The 12,450-nt window shown below is 52.7% G+C and carries 16 protein-coding genes; 11 read left to right on the top strand and 5 right to left on the bottom strand.

Annotation, left to right across the window (positions count from 1 at the left end):
- The first annotated feature begins 123 nt into the window (after positions 1-123).
- The 3 genes from AC4EYZ_RS17910 to AC4EYZ_RS17900 all read left to right on the top strand — a co-directional run bounded on the left by AC4EYZ_RS17910 (position 124) and on the right by AC4EYZ_RS17900 (position 3,891).
- Positions 124-879 carry an aspartate/glutamate racemase family protein gene (locus AC4EYZ_RS17910; protein WP_138799873.1) on the top strand — a complete coding sequence of 252 codons (756 nt, stop codon included), beginning with the start codon at positions 124-126 and terminating at the stop codon, positions 877-879.
- 154 nt (positions 880-1,033) lie between these two features.
- A complete protein-coding gene (locus AC4EYZ_RS17905) occupies positions 1,034-2,392 on the top strand; it encodes an NCS1 family transporter (RefSeq protein ID WP_474191069.1) in 1,359 nt (452 codons plus the stop codon).
- Positions 2,393-2,421: 29 nt separating this feature from the next.
- On the top strand, positions 2,422-3,891 hold the full coding sequence (locus tag AC4EYZ_RS17900) for an NCS1 family nucleobase:cation symporter-1 (protein WP_490203939.1): 1,470 nt from the start codon (positions 2,422-2,424) through the stop codon (positions 3,889-3,891).
- A 125-nt stretch (positions 3,892-4,016) separates the two neighbouring features.
- Here AC4EYZ_RS17900 and AC4EYZ_RS17895 read toward each other — a convergent pair whose 3' ends face one another.
- Positions 4,017-4,553 carry a hypothetical protein gene (locus tag AC4EYZ_RS17895; protein ID WP_022522253.1) on the bottom strand — a complete coding sequence of 179 codons (537 nt, stop codon included), beginning with the start codon at positions 4,551-4,553 and terminating at the stop codon, positions 4,017-4,019.
- A 112-nt stretch (positions 4,554-4,665) separates the two neighbouring features.
- Here AC4EYZ_RS17895 and AC4EYZ_RS17890 point away from each other — a divergent pair, with 112 nt between their 5' ends.
- From AC4EYZ_RS17890 to AC4EYZ_RS17865, 6 genes are all read left to right on the top strand, one after another.
- Positions 4,666-5,382, top strand: coding sequence for a hypothetical protein (locus AC4EYZ_RS17890; protein WP_159177268.1), 717 nt, complete (start codon positions 4,666-4,668; stop codon positions 5,380-5,382).
- Between the two features lie 167 nt (positions 5,383-5,549).
- Positions 5,550-5,882, top strand: a complete 333-nt coding sequence (locus AC4EYZ_RS17885; RefSeq protein WP_022522251.1) for a type II toxin-antitoxin system RelE/ParE family toxin — start codon at positions 5,550-5,552, stop codon at positions 5,880-5,882.
- A 1-nt stretch (position 5,883) separates the two neighbouring features.
- Positions 5,884-6,171, top strand: a complete 288-nt coding sequence (gene nadS, locus AC4EYZ_RS17880) for a NadS family protein (protein WP_159177269.1) — start codon at positions 5,884-5,886, stop codon at positions 6,169-6,171.
- A 94-nt stretch (positions 6,172-6,265) separates the two neighbouring features.
- Positions 6,266-6,697: an acetyltransferase gene (locus tag AC4EYZ_RS17875; RefSeq protein ID WP_159177272.1), complete on the top strand. Its 432-nt coding sequence runs from the start codon at positions 6,266-6,268 to the stop codon at positions 6,695-6,697.
- Positions 6,698-6,852: 155 nt separating this feature from the next.
- A complete protein-coding gene (locus AC4EYZ_RS17870) occupies positions 6,853-7,107 on the top strand; it encodes a type II toxin-antitoxin system ParD family antitoxin (protein ID WP_474191793.1) in 255 nt (84 codons plus the stop codon).
- Entirely contained in the window at positions 7,107-7,403 is a 297-nt protein-coding gene (locus AC4EYZ_RS17865; RefSeq protein ID WP_474191794.1) for a type II toxin-antitoxin system RelE/ParE family toxin, read from the top strand. Before AC4EYZ_RS17870 ends, AC4EYZ_RS17865 begins: the two co-directional genes overlap by 1 nt.
- Before the next feature lie 89 nt (positions 7,404-7,492).
- Here the strand turns inward: AC4EYZ_RS17865 and AC4EYZ_RS17860 are convergent, their stop codons facing one another.
- From AC4EYZ_RS17860 to uraH, 3 genes are read right to left on the bottom strand one after another with little or no spacing between them, the layout of a single operon-like run.
- On the bottom strand, positions 7,493-8,227 hold the full coding sequence (locus AC4EYZ_RS17860; RefSeq protein ID WP_474191795.1) for a GntR family transcriptional regulator: 735 nt from the start codon (positions 8,225-8,227) through the stop codon (positions 7,493-7,495).
- Between the two features lie 15 nt (positions 8,228-8,242).
- On the bottom strand, positions 8,243-9,445 hold the full coding sequence (locus AC4EYZ_RS17855; RefSeq protein WP_474191796.1) for a urate hydroxylase PuuD: 1,203 nt from the start codon (positions 9,443-9,445) through the stop codon (positions 8,243-8,245).
- A 15-nt stretch (positions 9,446-9,460) separates the two neighbouring features.
- Positions 9,461-9,814, bottom strand: coding sequence for a hydroxyisourate hydrolase (gene uraH / locus AC4EYZ_RS17850; protein WP_474191797.1), 354 nt, complete (start codon positions 9,812-9,814; stop codon positions 9,461-9,463).
- A gap of 163 nt (positions 9,815-9,977) precedes the next feature.
- On the opposite strand from uraH, the gene uraD reads away from it, so the two are divergent.
- Both uraD and AC4EYZ_RS17840 read left to right on the top strand, forming a co-directional pair.
- A complete protein-coding gene (uraD, locus tag AC4EYZ_RS17845) occupies positions 9,978-10,514 on the top strand; it encodes a 2-oxo-4-hydroxy-4-carboxy-5-ureidoimidazoline decarboxylase (protein ID WP_022522242.1) in 537 nt (178 codons plus the stop codon).
- A gap of 119 nt (positions 10,515-10,633) precedes the next feature.
- On the top strand, positions 10,634-12,001 hold the full coding sequence (locus AC4EYZ_RS17840) for a uracil-xanthine permease family protein (RefSeq protein ID WP_027958118.1): 1,368 nt from the start codon (positions 10,634-10,636) through the stop codon (positions 11,999-12,001).
- Positions 12,002-12,079: 78 nt separating this feature from the next.
- Here the strand turns inward: AC4EYZ_RS17840 and AC4EYZ_RS17835 are convergent, their stop codons facing one another.
- On the bottom strand, positions 12,080-12,436 hold the full coding sequence (locus AC4EYZ_RS17835; protein WP_027958119.1) for a phasin family protein: 357 nt from the start codon (positions 12,434-12,436) through the stop codon (positions 12,080-12,082).
- Between the last annotated feature and the right edge of the window lie 14 nt (positions 12,437-12,450).

Genomic DNA, 12,450 nt, shown 5'->3' with positions numbered 1-12,450 from the left:
TGGTCAAGTTTTATCAGCTGCTTTTTTATTGCCGATTGCTCATTAGTCCCTTGCGCCACGTAGAAAACCGCCCTATTTTTGTATACAAGAAATTCCATATTGTTTACACACGGAATAGCTATCGTGCATATACGCATTATTAACCCCAACACTACGGCCTCCATGACCGCTGCGATTCATCAGGCAGCGCAGCAGCAGGCGGGCACTGGCACCACGGTGAGCGCTTCACAGCCGGACGCGGGCCCGGTTTCTATCGAGAGCCATTTCGACGAAGTGATCAGTGCGGTAGGAGTGGCCGAAGAAGTTCTAAAAGGCGAACGCGAAGGCGGCATCGATGCCTATGTGGTGGCCTGTTTTGGTGACCCAGGCCTGCTCGCAGCGCGGGAGCTAACCCGTGCGCCGGTAATCGGCATCGCCGAAGCAGCGTTTCATCTCGCCACACTGGTGAGTACACGCTTTTCAATTGTCACCACCCTGGGCCGCACCGGCATTATCGCCGAGCACCTGCTTCAGCAGTACGGCTTTAGCCACCACTGCCGTCGTATACGTGCCGCTGAAATTCCGGTGTTGGATCTTGAGCACCATCCTGAAGTGGCGTTTACCCGCATCGTCGAAGAGTGCTGCCGCGCCAGGGATGAGGACGGTATCGGCGCCATCGTTTTAGGCTGTGGCGGCATGGCGAATTTGACCCAGGAGATCAGCCGCGAAGTGGGCCTGCCGGTAGTAGAAGGTGTTACCGCCGCGCTGAAACTGGCGGAATCACTGGTCAGTTTAGGGCTGCATACCAGCAAACACGGCGATCTTGCCTACCCACGGCCAAAGATCTTTACCGGTAAGTTTTCTGAGCTTTCTGATCTTGCGCTACCGCTTAAGTCATAACAGTTCCAAAAAATAATAGTGACTCAACAACATCTAATAACAATAGCTTAAATAGAGTTTTAAAAAGTACGTCCATTAGCACGCCACGCCGCAAGCGTTTCCCGATACCTAATCGGGGATTAATAAAAACCGACAATCTTGCGAGGACGACAACATGAGCGCTTCAACCTCGGCTCTTGCGTCAGAAGAACGATCCGCTGCTGGATCAAAAGCACTGGGGGCAGAAAGCCTGGCCCCTCAACACACCCGAATCATGGGGCGCGGCTCCTACTTCCTGGCTTGGTTCGGTGGCTGCGTTTCCATTGGCACCTTTGCCATGGGCTCCAGCGTGGTCGGCACACTGAACCTGTTACAAGCTACGCTGGCCATTGCCATCGGTTGCTTTGTAATCGGGATTGCCTTGGCCATCAACGGGGCCGCGGGCTACAAGTACGGCATTCCGTTTATGGTGCAAGCGCGCAGCGCGTTCGGCTTTACCGGCACGCGCTTACCGGGCTTGGTACGCGCAGTGCCAGCGGTAGTGTGGTACGGCTTTCAAAGCTGGATTGGTGCTGGGGCACTCAATATGGTGTCGGCGACACTGTTCGGTTTCGACAACCTTATCTTCTACTTTATTTCCTTCCAGTTCCTACAAATTGGCCTGTCGGTAATGGGTTTCCAGGGCATCAAGTGGTTAGAGAATATCGGCAGCGCCTTTATCCTCGCCTCGCTGGTCTATATGTTTTACGCCACGGTGCAGCGCTATGGCGATGAGCTTTCCGCCAGCCTGCTGACCATGGAAGGCTCCTGGGGCATGCCGTTCTGGGGCGCGACCATGCTCTTCCTGGGCATCTACAGCACCATGATGCTCAACGTCAGCGACTACTCCCGCGAGCACAAAAAGGGCACCGCTCAAAGCCTGTTGACCACTATCTACGCCATGTCGATTCTACCCTGCACCCTGTTTATGGGCTTGATCGGCTATATGGTCTCGCAAGCTACTGGCACCGCCGATCCTATCCAGGTGTTCGCCAATGCCGTCGACAACACCCCGCTGCTGATGACTACCCTTCTGTTCATCGCCTTCGCCCAGGTCACCACCAACGTACTCAACAACGTGGTACCGCCGACCTATGTATTGATGGACATCTTTAAGATCAAGTTCTCGGTCGCCACGGTGATCGTTGGCTTGCTGGCCTTTGCCACCTTCCCCTGGAAACTGGTTCAGCCGGGTTCTGCGGCAGGCCTCCAGCTATTTGTGCAAACTTATTCCGCCTTTTTGGGCCCCATCTTCGCCATTCTGGTGATCGATTATTATGTGATTCGCCGCCGCACGCTGGATATCAATAAGCTGTATGACGCCACCGGCCCCTACCAAGGCGTGAACTTAGCCGCTTTCGTCGCCACGGCGGTGGGCATTGTGGCGGCGCTCTCTTTCTCGGCGATCTCGTGGTACGCCAGCCTGATACCCGCAGGTGTTACCTACTACCTGCTTATGAAGTACTGGGCTCCCTGCCAGCGCTTTAGCCAGTAACTCCCTTTGCCAACCGAAGAGCTAATAAGATGAAAGAGAGCAACGACGTTAGTGACCTGGATATTAAGCACATTGATCCCACGCTCTATAACGAGGATCTCGCGCCGCTTAAACCCCAGGATCGTAACTGGGGCGCCTTTGAGATATTTAACGTTTGGTCTAACGATATCCAGAGCCTGTTTGGTTACACCCTGGCGGCCTCGCTGTTTTTAACCTACGGCCTGAACGGCTGGGCGGTGATGGCGGCGATTATTCTGGCGGGCGTGATCGTAATGTTTTTGGTCAACCTCACTGGTAAGCCCAGCGTTAAATACGGTATTCCTTTCCCAGTGATGGTGCGCGCCAGCATGGGCGTACGTGGCGCGAACCTACCCGCGATGCTGCGCGCCATCGTGGGGATTTTTTGGTACGGCGTGCAGACCTACTTCGCCTCCACCGCCGTCACCCTGCTGATTACGGCATTTTTTGGCGCGGGCAATGGCAGCACCTTCCTGGGGCTTTCCGGCGTGGCCTGGGTGTCGTTTGTGATTGTGTGGCTATTCCAGATCGCGATTTTCTGGCAGGGCATTGAGCGCATTAAGCACTTCCTCAACTGGGCGGGCCCGTTGGTCTACGTGGTGATGCTGGTGTTAATGGTCATTGTTTGGTATCAGGCAGGAAGTGAGCTAATTCCCGCCATTGGCACCATTTTTAGCGGCGATGGCGAAACCAGTGGCAGCTCAATCGCCGCCTTTATGGCAATTGTGGGCACCATGGTGGCGTACTTTGCAGCGGTGGTGATCAACTTCGGCGATTTCACCCGCTTTGTGAAAACCGAACGCCAGATGAAGCTCGGCAACCTGTTGGGCTTGCCACTCAACGTCGCCTTCTTCTCATTTATAGCGCTGATTATTACCGCTGGCACTTTAGTGCTGTTTGGCGAGGCGTTAACCAATCCCGCCGATATCGTTGAACGGGTCGATTCGCTACCGCTGACCATTATCGCCGCCCTGACCTTCTTTGCCGCCACGGTGGGCATCAATCTGGTCGCTAACTTCATTCCGCCCGCCTACGACCTGGCCAATCTGTTTCCCAGCAAAATCAGCTTCAAGATGGGTGGACTGATCACCGCGGTAATTGCGTTCTTTGTCGGCGCACTATGGCTTTCGGTGATCAGCCAGATTGGCGTACCCGGTTTTGTAAATGTGCTAGGGGCCATCGTCGCGCCCTTCTACGGCATTATCGTGGTCGACTACTACCTGATTAAACGCCAACACTTAAACATGCAGGAGCTCTTCTCATCAGCGCCAGGCAGCGCCTACTACTACGTAAACGGCTGGAACACCCGTGCGCTTATCGCCTTTGGCGTTGCGGCGCTGTTCTCGCTTTCTACTGTGTTGGTACCTGCCCTATCTAGCCTAGGCGGCTACGGCTGGCTAATCGGCGCAGGCCTGGGTGGGCTGTTCTACTATGGTTTGATGCGACAGTTTAAGGCAGTACCTGTGCTGGCTGAGCAGTAGATAAGCGGGTCGTAACTAGCTGATTAGAAACTCATACAAGCGCCATCGGTTTTGCCGATGGCGCTTTTTGATATTTCATGAAACACGTTATGTGGGCATAGCATCACAACCTACCCAAGTCGGAATTAACCGCTAATCATGTCTCTGACTTTGCGCAGGCCCTCGTGGGTTAACTTGTACTTCTTTCTGGCTTGCTGAGAGCTGCCAGACTTCCTAGTCTGCATTGCACAAGCCGGTTTTCTTCCAATCAAACTTGTCATGGCAGTTGTTATATTACCTACTCCGTGCCCAAGGTGCTTAAGCTCTTTGTTCACACGGCCTGCGTCAAAATCGTTCTGACCTTGCACCGATTGAAACCAGTAGCCGACAACGAGTGCTTTTTCCGGGTCATTAGTCGGTCTAGCCGCAGCGTACAGGTCCGATATTTCGTTGAACTCCAATGGCTCGTCTTTCTCGTCAGTTTCGTCCTCAACAATGCCCGACTCGCCCGTTTTTTCGTAGTTGGAGTCACCAAGGCTGGTTGCCTTCACCTCTACTCCGAACCTGTCGGCAGCCCAACGCAAGACCCGGCCACATGATGCCTCGTCCAAAGGAGTCAAGGCCTCGGCGAGGCTTCTCATAGCTTCAATTTCGAGAAGTGGGTCGGTCGTGTTGTCATTCATGACGTTGAGACTCCAATATTTTGACATTTATTATGCAGTTTAAACATGAGCTCATGTATATCAACATGCACCTAACAACATCATGTCTTATTTAGTTTGCAGGGGAAAAACGTTGCTCAATAAGATCGCATTGAAAGAAATCGTGGCTAACCCTGAAATAGATAAGAAAGACAAAGCGCTAGCATGCCTTGCCTACGATGCACATGCTCCCAAACAAGTGAAAGCTGTTAAGGAAATTGCCGCCTCGGTTGGACTAAAGGGGGCAAAAAAAATAAATTTTTCATCAATATTAGCCCGCCATACTGGAAAAACTATCCGTAGCCCTGAGGGTTGGGAACTAACATCCGATGGCCGTGCGTACGTAAAGCAATTAGGTGGCGGCCCTACCGTGCAATTATCCAGCAGTTTAAGAACTCTGGCTTCCAAAATTAGCTCAAAAAATACTCAAGCGTTCGTCGAAGAAGCTATCGAGTGCTTTGAGGCACATAACTATAGAGCAGCGGTCGTGCTTTCATGGGTCGGAGCGGTATCGGTGCTATATGACCATGTAGTTAGCAATTATTTGTCTGAATTCAATGCTGCCGCGTTGAAACAGGATCCGAAGTGGAAGCCTGCTAAAACTAAAGATGACCTGGCAAGAATGAAGGAAGCTAATTTCTTGGTGATATGTGAATCCGCTTCAATTATTGGCAAAAGCGTAAAGCAAGAGTTAGAGGGTTGCTTAACCTTCAGGAATGGCTGCGGGCACCCAAACAGCCTGAGAATCGGAGAAAATCGCGTATCCGGCCACATCGAGACTCTAGTTTTTAATGTGTACTCTGTATTTTGAAACAGCGAACATATGAACTCGCGGCAATTCACGGCTGATGGCCGCCAGCCACTCTCTCCATTGCCGCTTCTATACCATTCCCCAACCACACTTGCCTTGTGGCGTTTACATTTCCGTCCTCTCTTCACCTCTTGACCACTATAATCCAATGGATTACTCTTAAGTCTATGCAGACCATTGTCGAACTCCCTGAATTTATCAAGCGAGCGTCAAGCCTCCTCAAGGATGAGGAGAAGATGAGTATTGTTAACTACTTAGCTTTTCATCCTCAGGCCGGGGACATCGTGCAAGGCACAGGAGGTATTAGGAAGCTTCGCTGGTCGGCGCAAGGTAAGGGCAAAAGTGGTGGGGTAAGGGTTATCTACTACTATCACAATGGAAGCGTACCGCTGTTCCTTTTGACCGTTTTCGGCAAGGGCGAGAAAGCGAATATCTCAAAGTCTGAACGTAATGAACTGAGCAAGCTTACCAACCTGTTGCTTGAAAGATATGGTGATTAATATGAGTAGCGCATTTACAAGTATCAAGCAGGGCCTGGATGAGGCAATTGAATACTCCAACGGTCGGGTTGAAAAAGCGATCGTGCATGAATTCGGGCCAGTAGAGGTCAAGAAGATACGTTCCAAGTTGGGGATGTCCCAGAATGAGTTTGCCTCAGCCTTTGGAATCAGCGTTAGTACACTGCGCCATTGGGAGCGTGGTGACCGAGCGCCTCACGGCCCCGCTCTAGTGCTATTGAACGTCGTATCTAAAGAGCCTCAAGCCGTATTGAAGGCTCTTAGCGCGTGAGATAAAAATGCTAACGCTGCGCGCAACGGCGGCTGCGCCTCCATTGCAAGGGCACCGTTGTGCGCAGTGTTAAATTTTCGATCGAGCTTTAGTGATGAAAATTGAGACCGTAGAAAAAGCAGATCACCTTAAGCTGCTAGAAATCTGGGAAGCCTCGGTCAGAGCAACCCATGATTTTCTAGCTGAAGAAGATTTACAAGAGTTAAAGCCGTTAATCTTGGAGCAGTATTTTGACGCCATTGATTTAAGGTGCGCTAAAAATGGTCATGGTGAAATCCGAGGGTTCTGCGGCGTTCATGACGGTAATATTGAGATGTTGTTCATTGCACCAGATGCGCGCGGAAAAGGCGTTGGTGCCATGTTAGCTGTCAATGCTATTGATGAGCAGGGAGCGTCAAAGGTCGACGTCAATGAACAGAATGTTCAGGCGCTTGGTTTTTACCAGTATATTGGCTTTAAAGTGACAGGTCGCTCACCGGTCGATGGGCAGGGTAAAGCCTATCCACTGTTGCATATGGCGCTATAAAAAATTTAACAAGGCCAGCCACGGCGACGTCTTGTTCGTTGCGGCTTCGCCTTCACTACAAAGCAGCGCGTGCTGGCCACAATAAGAGGAGCATTGATTCAGGAGGTGGGTAAGTATGATAATGTCATACCTCACCCATGTTTGGAGCATCAGCCATGAGCATGCACCGGAAAACCATCACGCTGACTGAACAGCAAAACGGCTGGGTGAAAACCCAGATTGAAAGCGGCCACTTTGGCAACGATAGTGAATACATTCGCGATCTCATCCGAAGGGATCAGCAGGCCAAACAACGTCTTGCCATGCTGAGGCAAGCCCTCGTTGAGGGTGAGTCAAGCGGGAACCCGAAACCCCTGGATATATCGGCTATTAAGGCGGCTGGCCGTAAGCGGATCAAGGCGGTTGATTAGTGCTTGAGTTGAATGTCACGCCAAAGGCGGAATCAGATCTCATCGGGATTTGGGTGTATACCTGTGAGGAATGGAGCGTTGATCAGGCGGATAATTACCTGGATCGGCTTGAGACCGGCATGAAACGGCTGATTGATCATCCATCACTTGGCGCGAACTACGACCATGTTTTTTCTGGTTATCGCAGATTACAGGTCGAGCACCACGCTGTTTTTTATCAACTGCATGACTCGGAAGTGCTCGTTGTTCGTGTGCTTCACGAGGACATGGATGCACCGGAAAGGCTTCTGGAGTAGGGGGAGCTATATTTTCGGCGCAGCTTCAAGGTCTCCATCAAGCCCCGTTCCGTTGCCGCCCAACAAGCTGCAGCTTAAAGCCGCCACACTCAACCCCCAAATATCTGCTGCAAATCCGGCACGTTCTCTTCCTCTTCAACCATGGAGAGCGATGCTTCGATGGCTTTTAGGTGGCGACTCATAAAGGCTTTGGCGCGATCGCCGTTGCCTGCTTCCAGGTAGCCGATCAGGTCGTCGTGATCGTGGGATTCACAGCCCAGATGGCCGCGGTGGCCGTAGACGGCGAGTATCAGTGAAGAACGCGAACAGAGACGTTCAACAAACTCTGCCAGGGTGGCGTTGCCTGAGAGCTGCGCTAAACGCACATGGAAGTCGGCCGATAATCGAATAGCCACGCTCTGCTGGCCGCTGCGCAGGGCCTGGCGTTCCTGTCGGGCCATTTCGCGCAATTCTGCTGCTTCTTTTTCGCTCATTCGCCGAGCTACGTCGGGCATTAATCCGCACTCGATTAACTGGCGGGCATCGAACACGTCTTTGGCTTCATCGGCGGTGGGCCGGGTAACGCTGGCGCCACGGCGCGGTGTTAGCGTGACTAACTGCTCCAGCGCCAGGCGCTGCAGGATTTTACGAATACCGGTGCGACTAATGCCAAAGACTTCCGCCAGCGCATCTTCGCGCAGCCGTGCGCCGGGCTTTAAACGCTGCTCGACAATGGCATCGCTCACGGAGCGATAAATGGCGTCGTGGCGTTCATCGCCCTCTTTGCTATTTTTCGTTTCTTTAGCAGGAGCGCGCCGTGTTTCCGGCGCCTGCGTATCACTCATAGCTATCCTCTCTGATCATTCCTCCCAAGCGGCAATCATATCGCGCTCTTCATCGCTCATGTTGGTCATATTGCCTAACGGCATATAGCGGCTGGTCACGACCTGCTGAATTTGTGCCTTTTGCCCGAGGATTTCATCCCAGCTATCGAAAGCAATCCCCGCGGGCGGTGCTGAAAAACCAGCATGCTCAGGGTTGCGAGCATGACACTGAACACAGTGCTGCTCAATCAAGCCGGTGATTTGTTCCTGATCCGGCCCTTGCGCGCCTTCATTACCACTAGGCGACGATGAACTTGGTGCGGCCACCCAAAACGCTAACAGAATAAGCCCTGCCCCAACGGCGGGATACGCTGGCTGGGTTTTGCCTGCATGCATCAACACAAAGAATTGACGGATTAAAGCACCGGCAAAGATAAACAGCACCATCACGACCCAGGCAAGCTCGTGGGAGTAGATAAAGGAGTAGTGATTACTCACCATCAACAACACGACCGGTAGCGTGAAGTAGGTATTATGCACCGAGCGCTGCTTGCCGCGTTTGCCATCCAGAGGATTGGGGGCATCGCCCGCCTTCATGGCTTTTACCATGCGGCGCTGGCCGGGAATAATCCAGAAGAAGACGTTGGCTGACATTGCCGTCGCCATCACCGCACCTGTGAGCAGGAAGGCGGCGCGACCGGTAAACATCTGCGTGCTGAGGTAGGCAACGACCACCATCATTACGGCAACAGCGACACTGAGCAGGCCGTCGCGATCCATATTGGGGCTAATGCGTTTACACAGCTCGTTATAAACCACCCAACCGCCGAGCAACAATGCCAGCGCCAGCACGTTGGCCTGCCAGCCTGTCATATTGGCGGCCCACTCCCAGGGGCTATTGGGGTTTACCAGATAGAAGCCTGGATTGACCATGTAGAGAATCACAAACAGCGCAAAGCCGGAAAGCCAGGTGGTGTAAGCTTTCCAGAATGACCAGTGCAGATCATTGGGTAACTTGGCAGGTGCGGTAGCGTACTTCTGGTTGTGGTAAAAACCACCACCATGCACCGACCACATTTCGCCAAACACGCCCTTCTCGCGATCTTCCTCAGCCTTCGGCGAGCGCAGGCTATTATCCAGCATTACAAAGTAGATCGACTCACCGATCCAGGCGATGGCCGCAATCACATGCAGCCAGCGCAGCAGCAAATTAACAAAATCGATTAGATACGCTTGCATAACGGAAGTCCCTTATCAGCTACCGCGGTAAGTTGAGTAGCCATAGGGCGAGAGGAGTAGCGGCACATGGTAGTGCTGGCTGGCATCCGCAACGCCAAAGCGCAGCGGGATAACATCTAGAAAGCGCGGCTCGGCCGCTTCAACGCCTTGGGCACGCAGGTAGTCACCGGCATGGAACACCAGTTCGTACTCGCCTGGCGTGAGCGCATCACTTTCTAAAATGGGCGCATCGCAACGCCCGTCACTGTTGGTGATCACGGTACTCAGATGTTGGCGCTCACTGCCGGCAAGGCGAAACACCTCAATGGTAATCCCCTGACCGGGCTGACCTTTGGCGGTATCCAGTACGTGGGTGGTTAAACGTCCCATAGCCGCTCCTTGTTGATTATTGATGACGTTACTTGACCTATTGGTCAAAGAGTACCGTTACTGATATTTATTGTATACAGTAATTCCAACCCTGCACGTTCAGATCCACGTTTGCTTTGAATCACGTATGTTGTAAAAAACTACACCGCTTAGGAGAGTTCCAGTGCCCACACCGCAACCGTTACTGCTTTCACCCGCGCCTAGCAAGTGCAGCCTTGAAATGCTGACTCATCACTATGGGGATGTTTATGAGCACTCCCCCTGGGTGGCTGAAGCTGCCTGGCAGCACGGCCTGACTGAAGCCCATGATACACCCGACGCACTGGCCGAGCTGATGGGGCTTATGTTGCAGCAGGCGAGCAACGAACATCAAATTAAGGTAATTCAGGCGCACCCTGACCTGGCAGGCAAAGCCGCTATGGCAGGTGAATTAACCCAAGACTCAACCAGCGAACAAGCAGGTGCGGGGCTTGATCAGTGCAGCCCTGAGGAGTTTGCGCGCTTTGAATACCTTAATGTGGCGTACAAGGAGAAGTTTGGCTTTCCTTTTGTGATTGCCGTTAAAGGGCTGGATCGACATGCCATATTAGCAGCCTTCGAGGAGCGCCTGAACAACGATGCGGCTACCGAGCGCCAAACGGCAATTGAGCAAATTATTCGCATTGCGCGCTTTCGGTTAAGGGCGCGGGCCGAGCAATAAAACGAAGCGTTGAAGACTATTCGTTGATCGGGCTATTGCATTTATTTCTTGTATACACTTTTATTGGCTAATGGATGCAAGAAGAAAACAATGTCACCCACAGCGAATAAAGGCTCTCTATGTCCACACTGCCCGATGCCAAAACGCGGCCTTCGCGTACCATTAATCAAAACCCCGATGCGATGCCGCCGTTATCAAAAGCGATCCCGCTAGGCCTCCAGCACATCATGGCCATGTTCGCTGGCAACGTGACACCGCCGATTATTATTGCTGGCGTGATCGGCGCTAATCCGGCGGAGCAGATCTTTTTAATTCAGGTGGCACTGTTTGTTGCGGGGGTATCCACGCTGGTACAAACCATCGGCATCGGCCCGATAGGCGCACGCCTACCGATTGTGCAGGGCACTAGCTTTGGCTTCTTGCCGGTGGCGCTGCCGCTGGCAAAAGCGTTTGGCCTACCCGCCGTTCTGGGCGCTTCCTTTGTAGCAGGGCTGCTGCAAATTGTGCTCGGTGCGTTTTTAAAGAAGATTCGCCACTGGTTCTCTCCAGTAGTCACCGGCATTGTGGTGCTATTGATCGGGATTACATTGATGCCGGTCGGCCTCAATTACGCCGCGGGCGGTGTGGGGGCGGATGACTTTGCATCACCCAGCAACTTGTTGCTGGCGCTCTTTGTACTCAGCGTGACGATTGCCGTTCATCAATATGGGCGGGGCTTTATCAAAGCATCCTCTATTCTATTTGGCTTATTGGCTGGCTACATAGTGGCCATTGCCCTTGGAATAGTTGATTTTACGTCACTGAGTAACGCTGCCTGGTTTGCACTCCCCAAGCCGCTGGAATACGGCATGACGTTTTCGGGCACCGCAATCATTGGCATGACGCTGATTATGTTCGTGGTTGGGTTAGAAACGATCGGCAATATCTCTGCGATTACGACCACAGGGGCAGGCCGCCCGGCGAAGGATCGCGAGCTTTCCGGCGGCGTGATGGCCGATGGTGTGGCCACTTCATTGGCAGCGGTTTTCAATACTCTACCCAACACCGCTTACGCTCAAAATGTTGGTTTGATTACCCTCACCGGCGTGGTGAGTCGCCATGTGGTTACCATCGGTGGGTTGCTATTAATTGCCATGGGGTTATTTCCCAAGCTGGGAGGACTGGTGGCCGCCATGCCGCCTGCGGTTCTTGGCGGTGCGGGCGTCGTCATGTTCGGCATGATTGCATCGGCGGGTCTTAAAATTATCAAAGAGTGCGAACTGGATCAGCGCAACATGCTGATAATTGCCGTCTCGCTAAGCCTGGGTATCGGTCTGCCAGCCGTCGAGGCGATTTCAGAAACCATGCCGGGGCAGCTAGGGCTGCTGCTTAAGTCGGGCTTAGTGCCTGCCGCCCTCGCCGCTTTATTACTAGACGCCATTTTACCAGGCAAACCTGACAGGCGTGCCAAACTGGCCAAGGCCGAAGCGGAGTATCAAAACCGTTAATCATGCGGTGATGAGCGGGTGCAAATAAAAACGCCGCACCCTCGGGGCGCGGCGTTTTAAAGCGGTGGTACAGTTAAATTACTGCTTGGCGGTCTCTACCGCTTTCTTAGTGGTCTCTTCTGCCATTTTTTGGCTGTCTTGAGCGAAGCTTTGGCCGATGGAAGTTACTTTTTCCGTGTCGCCCTTCACTCGTTCCATAAATTCGCCAGCCGTTTTTTGCTGGGTTTCCATGGCTTTTTTGAAGCTGTCGGGGTCTTTGACATCAAGCCAAGTGCGCGCTTGCGCAATCGCCATGTCCGAGTAGGCACGGGCTGCATCTAACTGTGCACTCACCAGCTGATCATAGTAATCGAGCGCTGTCAGCGTGTAAGAACGCATCGGTGAAACAAAAACGGACTCAAACTGCTGCGTGGTTTTCTCAGTCGCTTTGTTCATAATAGTACCTCCAA

The sequence above is a fragment of the Vreelandella sp. 162(4c) genome (genome assembly GCF_058152265.1).
This window is presented reverse-complemented; position numbering and strand designations above follow the sequence as displayed.